This window comes from Mycobacterium sp. E2497 (assembly GCF_001668695.1).
GTDB lineage: Bacteria > Actinomycetota > Actinomycetes > Mycobacteriales > Mycobacteriaceae > Mycobacterium.
This window is the reverse complement of record NZ_LZKD01000016.1, coordinates 1-14,042: the sequence shown is the minus strand read 5'-3', so window position 1 is coordinate 14,042 and position 14,042 is coordinate 1. Positions and strand designations below refer to the sequence as shown.

Sequence of the window (14,042 nt, the reverse complement as noted above, 5' to 3'; positions counted from 1 at the left end):
CCACCGTCGCGATGGCCTGCAACGCGGTGAAGAGCCCTTCGCCCGTCGCGGTCTTGGGGGCCGGCTTCAGGCTGTCGATCGCCGCCTTCACCGCCGCACGGTTGGTCGTCGGCGAGACCAGCAGCGAGGCGTTGGCCGCGAACTCCACCAGCCCCAGGTTGATGGCGGGGGTGAGCTCGTCGGCGAATTGCTTGCCGGCCACCTTCGCGGCGGTCAGCCGGTCGGGCGCGACGTCGGTGGCCCGCATGGACTGCGACATGTCGATGACCAGCACGACCACCGCGCGGTTGCGCGGGATGCGCATGTCGTGGGTGGGTGTGGCCAGCGCGATGGTCAGCAGGATCAGGCTGAGCAGCGACACGGCGATCGGGATGTGCCGCGTCGGCGACTGCGGCACGCTCGCCTCGGTGAACCGGCGCAGCCGGCGCCGGCGGCGGGACTGGACCAGGACGTACACCGCGAGCAGAGCCAGCGGGAGCAAACCGAACAGCAGCATGCCGGGGCGTTGAAAGCCGTACAGCGGTAACGGGCCTATCCCGGGAAGCGACACCCGCCAGTAAAGATGAGAGTCACCGGCCCGTCAAACGGGGGCTACTCGCGCCTGAGCCGCCCGTCGACGAATTGCTCCAGGTTCTCCCACTCCCGCACCGCCGGGGCGTACGGCGCGGCGGGCTTGCCGACCGAGCCGGGCTCGAGCACGTAGGCCACCAGCTTGCCCAGCGGGCGGCCCGGCTCGAGCGCCTTGTCGACCGTGCCCTCCTCCGAGTAGTCGCCGATGTCGCGGAGCAGCTCGACGGCCAGCTCCAGCTGGTCGCGGTCCACGGCGTCGGGACCGTCGGCGATGTCGTCGGCAAGCCCGCTGAGCACGTAGATGTTGTCCTCGGTGACCTTGACTTCCAGCGAACCGTCGGTGGCGGCGGTGCGGATGTCGTCGTAGGTGCTCAGGTCGGCCAGGTCGTGGTCGTGCTCGTCGGCGAGATAGCGGGCCAGCGCGCGCTCGGAGGTGAACACGCTGATGCGCCCGTTGCGACCCAGGAAGATCGGGCGGTCGTCGAGGTAGCACCGCAGCGTGTAGAAGGTCCCCGAACTCGTCATGATCCGAATCGGGTCGATGCCCACCTGCTGCCAGAAATCCTCGTCGCTGCCCAGGATCACCGTGTCGCCGGCCGCGCGCGGTTCCTCGTCCTCCTCGTCGCCGCCCTCCGCGGATTCGTCCGCCTCCGCGTCGGCTTCCTCGTCGGCCTCGGCGGCCGCCTCGGTGTCCTCGACGTCTTCGGTGTCGGGCTCCTCGGGCTCCTCGTCGAGTTCGTCGGCGGCCTTGGCCGACAGCTTCTCGTCGACCTCGGGCGTGCTGACGATGCCCTCGACGGCGCCGAGCACGTCGTCCCAGCCGCGCCCGATGATCTCGCCGATCGCGTTCCAGCGCTTGAGGCCGGCCTTGCCGGTGAAGTGGTCGATCCCGCCCGACACCGTGCCCAGCGTCGGATTGCCGTTGAAGAACTTCAGCACCGCCGCCAGCTCGCACACCGAGCCGATGGACGAGACGAGCGCCAGCGTGCGGGCCAGCGAGGTCACCGACTCCTCGGTCGGCTTCTCCGACACCAGCTCCTCGACCGTGACCAGGTCGAACTGCCTGTCCTCGGCTGGTGAGAACCTGTGCGCGTGGGCGGTGGTCAGGTCCTTCCACGCCGGGTGGTCGACCAGGTCGTTGTCGGTATCGGAGCGCACGAACGCGACCAGGTCGGCGACCGAGGAGAAGACGTACAGGTCCTCGTCCTTGCCCAGGAACGCCTCCCACTCGTCGCCGGCGTCGCGCCAGCGGGGTGCCCACACGGTGTAGCGGTCACCGTCGGACAGGCTCAGGCGGATGGGCACGAGGTCAGCAGCCATGCGGCACACAATAGCGACGGCCGCCGAGGGCGCCCGGCGCGGCTAGCCCGGACCTAGCCCCAGATATCCGTGATCGGCGGTGCGCCGGCGGCGTAGCCGGTTTTGGGCAGCCCGTACATCTGCTCGATCGTGGAAAGCACGGTGTAGTGGTTGATCTGCTCGCTGTAGCTGCCGGGGCGCACGTGGGCGCCGTAGAAGATCGTCGGGATCTGGTTGCGCCTTCCGCCGTCGTCCTCGTCCCACGTCACGATCAGCAGGCTGTTGTTGGCCGCCGCCCAGTTGGCGTAGCCCGACAGCTCGCGGTTCAGCCAGGCGTCGGCCTGCGCGATGGAGCCGTCGTGCATGTTGTCGTCGTTGTTGGGGATGACGAACGACACCGTGGGCAGGCCGGCGTAGTTGCCCATCGGGAAGGCCGAGAACGGCAGGGAGTTCGCCGGCGGGACGTTGGTGAAGTTGGCCCACGGCACGTGCTTGCGCGCGTATTTCCCGGCGGTGCACGCCGGCGAGCCCACTGCGGGCAGGCCTTCGGCGAAGCCGGCGAACGTGTACCCCGCCGCCAGCAATTCGGAACCCAGGTTGGGTGCGGCGCCGGCGTTGACCGGGCACGTGTCGCTGGTCACGCCGAAGGTGTTGCCGGCGAACAGCGCCAGGTAATTCGGTTCGCTCGGGTGTGTTTCGGCGTAGGACTGGGTCATGTTGGCGCCGGCCGCGGCCAGGGCGGTGATGAAGGGCGCCGACTTGTTGCCGATGATGTTGGCCTCGGAGCGGTTCTCCTCCACCACGATCACGATGTGCGCCGGCTGCGGAAGGGCCGCTGCCGCGAGGCCTATCCGCGGAGCCGGTGGGCCGGGCGCCGGCTGCAGCAGGGCCACCGCGGCGAGGAGTCCGAGAACTCGTAATGCCCTGTCCGTCAGGCGGGTTGCAGCCGGGATTCCGCTGGGCACCACGGGAGCATAGTGGCGGTCAGGGCGCCCCGACGGCGGCGACGCGGGCCGTTTCGGCGGGGCGTTAACGAAATGCGGCCGGATCGTTATATAGGGTCGAACACCGTGGAGGTGCGCATTGTCGATCACCCGCTGGCGGTCGCCCGGCTGACGACGATGCGCGACAAACGCACCGACAGCGACGGATTCCGGGGGGCGTTGCGTGACTTGACCGCGATGTTGATCTACGAGGCCACCCGGGACGCGCCCCGCGAGACCTTCCCGGTCCACACCCCGCTGGCCGAGGCGCTGGGGGAACGGCTGGCCGAGCCGCCCCTGCTGGTGGCGGTGCTGCGAGCCGGGCTCGGCATGGTCGACCAGGCGCTTGCGCTCCTGCCCCAGGCGCGGGTCGGATTCGTCGGCGTCGCCCGCAACGAGGAAACCCACCAGGCGAGTGGGTATTTCGAGTCGCTGCCCGACCGGCTCGCCGGCGTGCCGGTGCTGGTGCTGGATCCGATGCTGGCCACCGGAGGGTCGCTGAAGTACACCGTGGGGCTGCTGCTGGAGCGCGGCGCGACCGACATCACGGTCTTGTGTGCGCTGGCCGCCCCCGAAGGCGTTGCGGCGCTTGAGAAGACGGTGCCCGACGCGCGGCTGTTCACCGTGGCGGTCGACGACGGGCTCAACGAGAACGCCTATATCGTGCCGGGTCTCGGCGACGCGGGCGACCGCCAGTACGGGCCGCGCTAGCTCACAGGTTCGCGGCCGCCGACACCACCTCGTCGCGCAACGCGCGGGCGCGCCGCCGCGCATCCTGCAGGCCGCCGCTGACCGCGCAGCGAACTTCGATGTAGCACTTCAGCTTCGGCTCGGTCCCGGAAGGCCGCACCACCAGCCTGACAGTCGTGTCACCGGCGCCCCCGGTGAAGATCAGCGCGTCGGTGATATCGGTGACGGTCGCGTCGAACCCGGCGAGCGTCGCCGGTGGCGCCGACCGCAGCCGCCGCATCAGGTCGGCGGCCTCGGCGGCGTCGGCGACGCGCCGCGACACCGCGGCGACGTCGTGCACGCCGTGCCGCCGGGCGAGGTCGTCGAGCGCGTCGGTCACCGAACGGCCCTCGTCCTTCAGCGCCGCCACCAGATCGCACACCAGCACCGCGGCGCTGATGCCGTCCTTGTCGCGCACGGCGTCCGGGTCGACGCAGTGCCCGATCGCCTCCTCGTAGGCGTACACCAGGGTGTCGCCGGGCGCGTTCGCGTCGGCGCGCGCCAGCCACTTGAACCCGGTGAGCGTCTCGACGTGGGTGGCGCCGTGGTGGTGGGCGATCGCGGCCAGCATCCGCGACGACACCACGGTGCTGGCCACCACCGCCGTTCGCGGATCGGGGATGTGCGACAGAATGTAATCGCCGAGCAGCCAACCGGTTTCGTCGCCGGACAGCATTCGCCATCCCGATTCGGTGGGGACGGCAACCGCGCAGCGGTCGGCGTCGGGATCGAGGGCGATCGCGACGTCGGCGGTGACGTCGGCCGCGAGGGCGAGCAGCGCGTCGGTGGCGCCGGGCTCCTCCGGGTTGGGGAAGGCGACGGTGGGGAAGTCCGGGTCGGGAGCGAACTGGGCTCCCACGGTGTGCACCTGCGGGAAGCCTGCGCGCTGCAGCGCTTCCACGGCCACGACGCCGCCCACCCCGTGCAGCGGGGTCAGGGCCACCCGCACCGGGCCGGTGCCGCGCCGCACGCCGGCCGCGCGCTCGACGTACTGCTCGACGACATCGGTGACGGCGGGTTGCACCGGCGCCCTGTCGATTTCGTCCGCCGGGGGAGCCGCGGCCATCGCCACCTCGATCTCGCGGTCGGTGGGGGAGACGATCTGGATGCCGCCGTCGGTGTAGACCTTGTAGCCGTTGTCGGTCGGCGGGTTGTGTGACGCGGTGATCTGTATCCCGGCGCCGGCCCCGGCGCGGCGCACGGCGAACGCAACCACCGGCGTGGGGACCGGCCCGGGCAGCAGCGTCACCGATAATCCTTGGGCGGCAAGCACTTCGGCGGCTACCGTGGCGAAGACGGCGGAGCCGTGCCGGGAGTCGCGCCCGACGATGACCTGCGAGCCGGCCAGGTCGCGGGCGTCCAGCACCCGCGCCACCGCCCAGGTGGCCCGCGACACCACCGCCACGTTCATGGCGTCGGGGCCGCCGCGCACCGGGCCGCGCAGGCCCGCGGTGCCGAACTTCAGTGGGTGGGCGAAGCGTGCGGCGAGTTCGTCGGGCCCGCAGGCGGCGAGCTCGGCGGCCGTCGCCGGGTCGGGATCGTGCGCGATCCACTCCGCCGCGGCGATCGCAAGCCCGGCGTCGCCGGGGGCCGCGGGTCGCCGCCGTTCCTCGGGCGTCATCGCTAGAACCGGGCCACGACGTCGGCCAGCAGGGCGCCCATCCGGCTCGCCGACGCGGCGCCGGCGGCGAGCACCTCGGCGTGGCTCAGCGGCTGGCCGCCGATTCCCGCGGCCAGGTTGGTCACCAGCGACACCCCCAGCACCTCGGCGCCGGCCGCCCGGGCCGCGATGGTCTCGTGCACAGTCGACATGCCGACCAGGTCGGCGCCCAGCGTGCGCAGCATCCGCACCTCGGCGGGCGTCTCGTAGTGCGGCCCCGGCAGCCCGGCGTAGACGCCCTCGGCCAGCCCCGGGTCGACCTGGCGGGCGAGGTCGCGCAGCCGCGGCGCGTAGGCGTCGGTCAGGTCCACGAACTGCGGGCCGGCCAGCGGCGAACGCGCGGTCAGGTTGAGGTGATCGCTGATGAGCACCGGCTGGCCGACCGCCATGTCGGTCCGCAGACCGCCGGCCGCGTTGGTCAGCACGACGATGCGCGCGCCGGCCGCGCAGGCCGACCGCACCGGGTGAACGACGTGACACAGGTCGTGGCCCTCGTAGGCGTGCACGCGGCCGACCAGCACCAGCACCCGGCGCTCGCCCACACGCGTCGACATCAGCTCGCCGGTGTGCCCCACGGCCGTGGGGGGCGCGAAGCCCGGCACGTCGGCCTGGGGCAGCACGGCGGTCGGAGTGCCAAGGGCGTCCGCCGCGGGCCGCCACCCCGATCCGAGGACGACGGCGACGTCGTGCTCGGCCACGCCGGTGCGCTCCCCGATGAATTGCGCCGCCCGCCGCGCGAGGCCGGCGGGATCGGATGCGACGTCGCTCACAGTCGGGGAGCCTAGTGCGGGCCGCCGGATCGAGCGCCGCGATGGTGCCCGCCGGGATATGTGAAAATCTGCCGCATGGATCTTCGTAGGTGGCCGGTCGTCGGCCTGGCCGTCGCCGTTGCGGTGTCGGTGTTTTCGATCACGAGCGGCGCGGCGGCAACGGCGCGGGCCGACGGGTGCCCCGATGTGCAACTGATCTTCGCCCGCGGCACCGCCGAGCCGCCCGGCCTGGGGGTGGCCGGGGACGCGCTGCTGGCCGCGCTGCAGCCCGCGCTGGGCTCGCGCAGCGTCGACGCGTACGCGGTGAACTATCCGGCCAGCTACAACTTCCTGCAGACCGCCGACGCCGCGAACGACGCGCGCGACCACATCGCGCAGATGGTCGACCAGTGCCCGGGGACGAAGCTGGTGCTCGGCGGCTTCTCCCAGGGCGCCGCCGCGGTCTCGATGCTGGCCGGGGTGCCGCCGCTGGGCAACACCATCGGCAACTTCGGCTCGGCGCCCGAGCTGGATCCCGGCCTGGCCGGCAAGGTCAGGGCGGTTGCGGTGTTCGGCAATCCCGGCAATCGCTTCAACACACCGCTTTCGACGACCGGTCTGTTCGCCGGCCGCGCCATCGACATCTGCAGCCCCGGTGATCCGGTGTGCGTCGTCGGCGGCCGGGACCGGGAGGCCCACCACGACTACGGCGTGGCGCCGTACCCCGGACAGGCGGCGGGATTCATCGCCGGACTGGTGTAGCCCCGGCGCTCTTCGTCGCGGTGGGATACTGCGAGGATGCCCACCTCCGCATTGGACCACCCCTCAGGCAGGGTCGAGGATGTCGTGCGGCGACGTGGCCCCGACCTGGTTGAGCTGTCCCACGCCATCCACGCCGAGCCCGAGCTGGCGTTCGCCGAGCATCGCAGCTGCGCCAAGGCCCAGGCGCTGGTCGCCCAGCGCGGTTTCGAGATCACCGCGTCCGCCGGTGGCCTGGACACCGCGTTTCGCGCCGACTTCGGCAGCGGCCCACTGACCGTCGGGGTCTGCGCCGAATACGACGCGCTGCCCGAGATCGGGCACGCCTGCGGCCACAACATCATCGCGGCGTCCGCGGTGGGCACCGCGCTGGCGCTGGCCGAGGTGGCCGACGAGCTGGGCCTGCGGGTGGCGCTGATCGGTACCCCCGCCGAGGAGATGGGCGGCGGCAAGGCGCTGCTGCTGGCCGCCGGGGTGTTCGACGACATCGCGGCGGCGGTGATGCTGCATCCGGGGCCCGCCGACATCGCGGCGGCCCGCTCGCTGGCACTGTCGGAGGCGACGGTGCACTACCGTGGCAAGGAATCCCACGCTGCCGTCGCGCCCTATCAGGGGATCAATGCCGCCGACGCCGTGACCGTCGCGCAGGTGGCCGTCGGGCTGTTGCGGCAGCAACTGGCCCCGGGTCAACTGGTGCACGGGATCGTCACCGACGGCGGGCAGGCGGTCAACGTCATCCCCGGGCACGCGACGCTGGAGTATGCGATGCGGGCCGTCGAATCGGATTCGCTGAGACAGCTGGAGGGCAGGATGTACGCGTGCTTCGCCGCGGGTGCGCTGGCCACCGGCTGCGAATACGAAATCGACAACCCGGCCCCCGCCTACGACGAGCTCACGCCCGACGCATGGCTGGCCGACGTCTTTCGTGAGGAGATGCGCCGGCTGGGGCGCGAGCCGGTGGCCCGCGAGTTCGAGGCGGCGCTGCCCATGGGCAGCACCGACATGGGCAACGTGACCCAGGTGCTGCCGGGGATCCACCCGGTGGTCGGGGTCGACGCCGGTGGCGCCACGGTGCACCAGCGCGCCTTCGCCACCGCCGCGGCCGGCCCCAGCGCCGACCGCGCCGTCGTCGACGGAGCGATCATGTTGGCCCGCACGGTGGTTCAGCTGGCCCAGACGCCCGCCGAGCGCGACCGCGTCATGGCCGCGCAGGAACGGCGGGCGCACGCATGAGCCTCGCCGATGCCGCCACCTCCTGGCTGGCCGCACACCACGACAACCTGGTCGAGTGGCGCCGACACATCCACCGCTACCCCGAGCTCGGCCGGCAGGAGTACGCCACCACCCAGTTCGTCGCCGAGCGGTTGGCCGACGCGGGGCTCAACCCCAAGGTGCTGCCCGGCGGCACCGGGCTGGTCTGCGACCTGGGCCCCGAACACGAGCCCAGGATCGCGCTGCGGGCGGACATGGACGCGCTGCCCATGGCGGAACGGACCGGCGCGCCCTACACCTCCACCATGCCCAACGTCGCGCACGCCTGCGGCCACGACGCCCACACCGCGATCCTGCTCGGCACCGCGCTCACCCTGGCGTCGGTGCCGGAGCTGCCGGTCGGGGTGCGGCTGATCTTCCAGGCCGCCGAGGAGTTGATGCCCGGCGGCGCGATCGACGCCATCGCGGCCGGCGCCATTTCCGGGGTGTCGCGGATCTTCGCCCTGCACTGCGACCCGCGGCTGGAGGTCGGCCAGATCGCGGTGCGCCACGGCCCCATCACCTCGGCGGCCGACCAGATCGAGATCACCCTGCACTCCCCGGGCGGGCACACGTCGCGCCCGCACCTGACGGCCGACCTGGTCTACGGGCTCGGCACGCTGATCACCGGGTTGCCCGGGGTGCTGTCGCGCCGCATCGACCCGCGCAACGGCACGGTGCTGGTGTGGGGCGCGGTCAACGCGGGGGTCGCCGCCAACGCCATCCCGCAGACCGGGGTGCTGGGTGGCACGGTGCGCACGGCCAGCCGGCAGACCTGGGTAGGGCTCGAGGAGATCATCCGGGAGACGGTGTCCTCGCTGCTCGCGCCGCTGGGTATCGACCACACACTGCAGTATCGGCGCGGCGTGCCGCCGGTGGTCAACGAGGACGTCTCGACACGCATCCTCACCCACGCGATCGAGGCCATCGGCCCCGACGCGCTGGCCGACACCCGCCAGTCCGGCGGGGGCGAGGACTTCTCCTGGTACCTCGAGGAGATTCCCGGCGCGATGGCGCGCCTGGGCGTGTGGCCGGGTCAGGGGCCGCAGCTGGACCTGCACCAGCCGACGTTCGACCTCGACGAGCGCGCCCTGGCGATCGGGCTGCGCGTGATGGTCAACATCGTCGAGCAGGCCGCTCACTTCTAGCTTTTCCACAGCGCGAGCGACCGTGTCTGTACGGCGACACGCCGCTGTGAGCGGCAATTTGCGGTCGCTCGGCAGGGTGAGTTGTCGGCGTGGCGGAGCCCGCCCACCATGGCCCGCATGCATCCAGAGCTCAGCCGGCTGCTCGACGCCCAGGGCGGCGTCGTCACGTCCGCGCAGGCTCTGACGTACCTGCCGCGTCGGGCGTTGGACCTTGAGCTGCAGAGGGTTTGGCATGGCATCTACGGCCGGGGCGAACTGACCACCGCGCTGCAACTCCGTGGCCTGGATTTGGCAACCGGCACCAGCGTCGCCGCATGCATGGGTACAGCCGCCGCCGCGTACGGCTTCGACACCGAGTCGACGCCCGCGCTGCACGTGCTCGAGCCGGATGGCCGCCGACTGCGATCGTCCGACGGACTGATAGTGCACCGGCGTGAGGGCGCCCCATTGACCATGGTCGGTGGACGCCCTGTCACCGCTCCCGCGTGGACGGCGATCGAGGTCGCCCGCAGTCTTCGCCGGTCCAGAGGGCTCGCAACGCTGGACGCAGCCTTGCGCAGCGGCGCCTGCATGCCTAGCGAGCTGGCGCGGGCCATCGCTGGACAGTCCGGCCGTCGCGGGATTGTGACCGTCCGCCAACTGCTGGGTCTGGCCAGCCCATTGGCGGAGTCGCCAATGGAGAGCGAGGCACGGCTGGTAATGATCGACGGCGGTTTGCCGACGCCGGTCCTTCAATACGAGGTCGTGGACCTGCGGGGCCGCGTCTGGCGGCTCGACTTCGCCTGGCCAGATGTGTGTGTCGCCGCCGAATACGACGGCGTGGATTGGCATAGCGGGCCCGATGCCTTCATCCGTGACCGCCGACGTTCCTCGGCGCTCCAGGAGATGGGCTGGTCGGTGGTCGCCATCGTGGCCGAAGACGTCAGGCGCCGGCCGTGGGAACTCATCCGCCGGCTCGAGGCGCAGTTGGAGCGAGCCCGCGCCGCGTGACGTCTCGCGAGCGACCGCAAATTTCCGCTCACAACGGCGTGTCGCCGTACAGACACGGTCGCTCGCGGGAAGGGATTAGCCGGTGCCCGGGCCGACGTTGTGGGCCGGCCGTGTGCGCAGGTTGTGCACGTAGTCGCTTGGGGCTCCGGCGATTTCGGCTGCATCGGCCATCACGCCCAGATACCGCGCCGACGGCAGGCCACCCTCCCAGGCGTCGAGCACATACAACCAGGCCAGCACCGGGTCGGTGCTGGTGTCCGACGAGATGCGCTCGACCCGGCACCGGATCTTCTTGTGCACGCCGAACTCCGAGCCCTCCCACCGATCGAGGTTGTTCTCGTCCGCCGGGGTCATGTCGTAGAGCACGACGAACACCTTGGAATCGGGGTCCTCGACCACGGTGGCCAGCGCGCCCTCCCAGCCGATGTCCTCGCCCCCGAATGTCAGGCGCCAGCCGTGCAGCCAGCCCGTTCCGGCCATCGGCGAATGGGGTGCGCGCTTGAGCATCTGCTCAGGATCCATGTTCGACCCGTAGGCGGCGTAGAGCGGCACGGGGAAAGCTTAGACGTCGGATGCGGGCGCGGTCTTCTCCCGAGGGCCCTCGCCGGGCTGCAGGGTCACCGGGGGCCCCGCTAGGTTGGGGCTGTGGCGACCCGCATCGTGATCCTCGGTGGAGGCCCGGCCGGTTACGAAGCGGCCCTGGTGGCCGCCACCTCCCACCCGGACACCACTCACGTCACCGTCATCGACTCCGACGGCATCGGCGGCGCGGCCGTGCTCGACGACTGCGTCCCCTCCAAGACCTTCATCGCCTCCACCTGGCTGCGCACCGAGCTGCGTCGGGCGCCGCGGCTGGGGTTCGACATCGACATCGACGACGCCAAGATCTCCCTGCCGCAGATTCACGCCCGGGTCAAGCAGCTCGCCACCGAGCAGTCGGCCGACATCACCGAACAGCTGCTCGCCGTGGGCGTGCACGTGGTCGTCGGCCGCGGCGAGCTGATCGACCCCACGCCCGGGCTGGCCTGCCACCGCGTCAGGGCGACCGCCGGCGACGGCACCACCAGCGAGTTCGAGGCCGACGTCGTGCTGATCGCGACCGGCGCCAGCCCTCGGGTCCTGCCGTCGGCCCAGCCCGACGGCGAGCGGATCCTGACCTGGCGGCAGCTCTACAACCTCGAGGCGCTGCCCGAGCACCTCGTCGTCGTCGGGTCCGGCGTCACCGGCGCCGAGTTCGTGCACGCCTACACCGAGCTGGGCGTTCCGGTGACGGTGGTCGCCAGCCGCGACCGCGTGCTGCCCTACGAGGACGCCGACGCCGCGCTGGTCCTGGAGGAGGCCTTCTCCGAGCGCGGCGTTCAGTTGGTCAAGAATGCCCGGGCCCAGTCGGTCACCCGCGCGGGAGACGGGGTGCTGGTCACCCTGGCCGACGGGCGCACCGTGGAGGGCAGCCACGCCCTGATGACCATCGGATCGGTGCCCAACACCGGCGGCCTGGGCCTGGACCGCGTCGGCATCGAGCTGGGCCGCGGCGGTTACCTGACCGTGGACCGGGTGTCGCGGACCTCGGTGGCCGGCATCTACGCGGCCGGCGACTGCACCGGCCTGCTGCCGCTGGCGTCGGTCGCCGCCATGCAGGGCCGGATCGCGATGTATCACGCGCTGGGCGAGGGCGTCAGCCCCATCCGGCTGCGCACCGTGGCGGCGACGGTGTTCACCCGGCCCGAGATCGCGGCCGTCGGCGTGCCGCAAACGATGATCGACGACGGCTCGGTGTCGGCCCGCACGATCATGCTCCCGCTGCGCACCAATGCCCGGGCCAAGATGTCGGGTCTGCAGCAGGGCTTCGTGAAGATGTTCTGCCGCAAATCCACCGGCGTGGTGATCGGCGGCGTGGTGGTGGCCCCGATCGCCTCCGAGCTGATCCTGCCGATCGCGGTGGCCGTCCAGAACCGCATCACCGTCAACGAGCTGGCGCAGACGCTCGCCGTTTACCCGTCGTTGTCCGGGTCGATCACCGAGGCCGCTCGTCGGCTGATGGCGCACGACGATCTGGACTAGCCTTGGTTCGACACCGTCCTACTGGCGAGTAACCGACAGGAGTTTCCCGGTGACCGATCCGATCCACGCGCCCAGCGAGCTCGGCTCGCCGGCATCCGTGCTGGGACCGCAGCACCGCGAGGTGGCCTGGGAGCGGCTCGGCACCGAGCAGTTCGACGTCGTCGTCATCGGCGGCGGCGTGGTGGGCTCCGGCTGCGCGCTGGACGCCGCCACCCGCGGGCTCAAGGTGGCGCTGGTCGAGGCGCGCGATTTCGCGTCGGGCACCTCGAGCCGCTCGTCGAAGATGTTCCACGGCGGGCTGCGCTATCTCGAACAGCTCGAGTTCGGCCTGGTGCGCGAGGCGCTCTACGAACGGGAGCTGTCGCTGACCACGCTGGCGCCCCATCTGGTCAAGCCGATGCCGTTCCTGTTCCCGCTGACCAACCGAGTGTGGGAACGGCCCTACATCGCGGCGGGCATCTTCCTCTACGACCGGATGGGCGGCGCGAAATCCGTTCCGGCGCAGAAGCATTTGACTCGTGCCGGCGCGTTGCGGTTGAGCCCCGGCTTGAAGCGGACGTCGTTGATCGGCGGAATCCGCTACTACGACACTGTCGTCGACGACGCACGGCACACCCTGACCGTCGCGCGCACGGCCGCCCACTATGGCGCGGTGGTGCGTACCTCCACCCAGGTGGTGGCGATGCTGCGCGAGGGCGACCGGGTCACCGGCGTGCGGGTCCGCGACTCCGAGGACGGGTCGATCACCGAAGTGCGCGGCCACGTCGTGGTCAATGCGACCGGCGTGTGGACCGACGAGATTCAGGCATTGTCCAAGCAGCGCGGGCGATTTCAGGTGCGGGCCTCCAAGGGCGTGCACGTGGTGGTCCCGCGCGACCGCATCGTCAGCGACGTCGCCATCATCCTGCGCACCGAGAAGTCGGTGATGTTCGTCATCCCGTGGGGCAGCCACTGGATCATCGGCACCACCGACACCGACTGGAACCTGGACCTGGCCCACCCCGCGGCCACCAAGGCCGACATCGACTACATCCTGCGGACCGTCAACACGGTGCTCGCCATCCCGCTGACCCATGCCGACATCGACGGCGTGTACGCCGGGCTGCGGCCGCTGCTGGCCGGGGAGAGCGAGGAGACCTCCAAGCTGTCCCGCGAACACGCCGTGGCGGTGCCCGCGCCGGGCCTGGTGGCCATCGCCGGCGGCAAGTACACCACCTACCGGGTGATGGCGGCCGACGCGATCGACGCCGCGGCGCAGTTCGTCCCGGCCCGGGTGGCGCCCTCGATCACCGAGAAGGTCAGCCTGCTGGGCGCCGACGGTTACTTCGCACTGGTCAATCAGGCCGAACACGTTGCGGCGCTGCAGGGTTTGCATCCGTACCGGGTGCGCCACCTGTTGGACCGCTACGGCTCGATGATCGGCGACGTGCTGGGGCTGGCGTCCGGAAACGCCGACCTGCTCACCCCGATCAAGGAGGCGCCCGGCTATCTCAAGGTGGAGGCGCTCTACGCCGTCACCGCCGAGGGGGCGCTGCACCTCGAGGACATCCTGGCCCGCCGGATGCGCATCTCCATCGAATACTCGCACCGCGGCGTCGACTGTGCGCGCGAGGTCGCCGACGTGGTCGCCCCGGTGCTCGGCTGGAGCGCGGCCGACGTGGAGCGTGAGGTGTCGAACTACTCGGCGCGGGTGGAGGCCGAGATCCTCTCGCAGGCCCAGCCCGATGACGTGTCGGCCGACGAACTGCGCGCGAGCGCCCCGGAGGCCCGCGCCGAGATCCTCGAGCCGGTGCCGCTCAATTGAGGCCCGCGCCACTGCCGGTGCGGGACGGCCTGGGCCCGG

13 protein-coding genes are annotated in these 14,042 nt (G+C 71.4%); 7 read left to right on the top strand and 6 right to left on the bottom strand.

Annotated features, from left to right (window positions below):
- From A5713_RS00965 to A5713_RS00955, 3 genes are all read right to left on the bottom strand, one after another.
- A partial coding sequence (locus A5713_RS00965; RefSeq protein WP_156751693.1) for a VWA domain-containing protein occupies positions 1–550 on the bottom strand: 550 nt, incomplete at its 3' end.
- A gap of 41 nt (positions 551–591) precedes the next feature.
- Positions 592–1,890, bottom strand: a complete 1,299-nt coding sequence (locus A5713_RS00960; RefSeq protein ID WP_068091551.1) for a primosomal protein — start codon at positions 1,888–1,890, stop codon at positions 592–594.
- 53 nt (positions 1,891–1,943) lie between these two features.
- The gene (locus A5713_RS00955; protein WP_102419942.1) at positions 1,944–2,834 is read right to left on the bottom strand and encodes an alkaline phosphatase family protein; all 891 of its coding nucleotides are present in this window, start codon (positions 2,832–2,834) and stop codon (positions 1,944–1,946) included.
- Positions 2,835–2,939: 105 nt separating this feature from the next.
- On the opposite strand from A5713_RS00955, the gene upp reads away from it, so the two are divergent.
- Positions 2,940–3,563 (top strand): uracil phosphoribosyltransferase, encoded by a 624-nt coding sequence (gene upp / locus A5713_RS00950; RefSeq protein ID WP_068091548.1) that lies wholly within the window; start codon positions 2,940–2,942, stop codon positions 3,561–3,563.
- Position 3,564: 1 nt separating this feature from the next.
- Here upp and A5713_RS00945 read toward each other — a convergent pair whose 3' ends face one another.
- Complete coding sequence (locus A5713_RS00945) at positions 3,565–5,148, bottom strand: phospho-sugar mutase (RefSeq protein ID WP_068091557.1); 1,584 nt, start codon at positions 5,146–5,148, stop codon at positions 3,565–3,567.
- A gap of 56 nt (positions 5,149–5,204) precedes the next feature.
- Positions 5,205–6,011, bottom strand: a complete 807-nt coding sequence (locus A5713_RS00940; RefSeq protein ID WP_067924251.1) for a purine-nucleoside phosphorylase — start codon at positions 6,009–6,011, stop codon at positions 5,205–5,207.
- Positions 6,012–6,134: 123 nt separating this feature from the next.
- Between A5713_RS00940 and A5713_RS00935 the strand changes: the two genes are divergently transcribed.
- The 4 genes from A5713_RS00935 (at position 6,135) to A5713_RS00920 (ending at position 10,138) form a co-directional block, all read left to right on the top strand.
- Positions 6,135–6,752, top strand: coding sequence for a cutinase family protein (locus tag A5713_RS00935; RefSeq protein WP_197509252.1), 618 nt, complete (start codon positions 6,135–6,137; stop codon positions 6,750–6,752).
- 36 nt (positions 6,753–6,788) lie between these two features.
- Positions 6,789–7,982, top strand: coding sequence for a M20 family metallopeptidase (locus tag A5713_RS00930; protein ID WP_068091545.1), 1,194 nt, complete (start codon positions 6,789–6,791; stop codon positions 7,980–7,982).
- Positions 7,979–9,148, top strand: coding sequence for an amidohydrolase (locus A5713_RS00925; protein ID WP_068091542.1), 1,170 nt, complete (start codon positions 7,979–7,981; stop codon positions 9,146–9,148). Before A5713_RS00930 ends, A5713_RS00925 begins: the two co-directional genes overlap by 4 nt.
- 117 nt (positions 9,149–9,265) lie before the next feature.
- The gene (locus A5713_RS00920) at positions 9,266–10,138 is read left to right on the top strand and encodes an endonuclease domain-containing protein (RefSeq protein WP_068091554.1); all 873 of its coding nucleotides are present in this window, start codon (positions 9,266–9,268) and stop codon (positions 10,136–10,138) included.
- Positions 10,139–10,213: 75 nt separating this feature from the next.
- On the opposite strand, the gene A5713_RS00915 is transcribed toward A5713_RS00920, so the two are convergent.
- Entirely contained in the window at positions 10,214–10,690 is a 477-nt protein-coding gene (locus tag A5713_RS00915) for a gamma-glutamylcyclotransferase (protein WP_067924254.1), read from the bottom strand.
- Between the two features lie 93 nt (positions 10,691–10,783).
- On the opposite strand from A5713_RS00915, the gene A5713_RS00910 reads away from it, so the two are divergent.
- Together A5713_RS00910 and A5713_RS00905 are read left to right on the top strand one after the other, a co-directional pair.
- Positions 10,784–12,199 (top strand): NAD(P)H-quinone dehydrogenase, encoded by a 1,416-nt coding sequence (locus A5713_RS00910; protein ID WP_068091539.1) that lies wholly within the window; start codon positions 10,784–10,786, stop codon positions 12,197–12,199.
- A 49-nt stretch (positions 12,200–12,248) separates the two neighbouring features.
- The gene (locus A5713_RS00905; RefSeq protein WP_068091535.1) at positions 12,249–14,003 is read left to right on the top strand and encodes a glycerol-3-phosphate dehydrogenase/oxidase; all 1,755 of its coding nucleotides are present in this window, start codon (positions 12,249–12,251) and stop codon (positions 14,001–14,003) included.
- The last annotated feature ends 39 nt before the right edge of the window (positions 14,004–14,042 follow it).

Excerpts from the sequence above, each read along its gene's own strand:
- A5713_RS00960 (WP_068091551.1), bottom strand. The coding sequence starts at position 1,890 with ATGGCTGCTGACCTCGTGCCCATCCGCCTGAGCCTGTCCGACGGTGAC.
- A5713_RS00930 (WP_068091545.1), top strand. The coding sequence starts at position 6,789 with ATGCCCACCTCCGCATTGGACCACCCCTCAGGCAGGGTCGAGGATGTC.
- A5713_RS00925 (WP_068091542.1), top strand. The coding sequence starts at position 7,979 with ATGAGCCTCGCCGATGCCGCCACCTCCTGGCTGGCCGCACACCACGAC.
- A5713_RS00920 (WP_068091554.1), top strand. The coding sequence starts at position 9,266 with ATGCATCCAGAGCTCAGCCGGCTGCTCGACGCCCAGGGCGGCGTCGTC.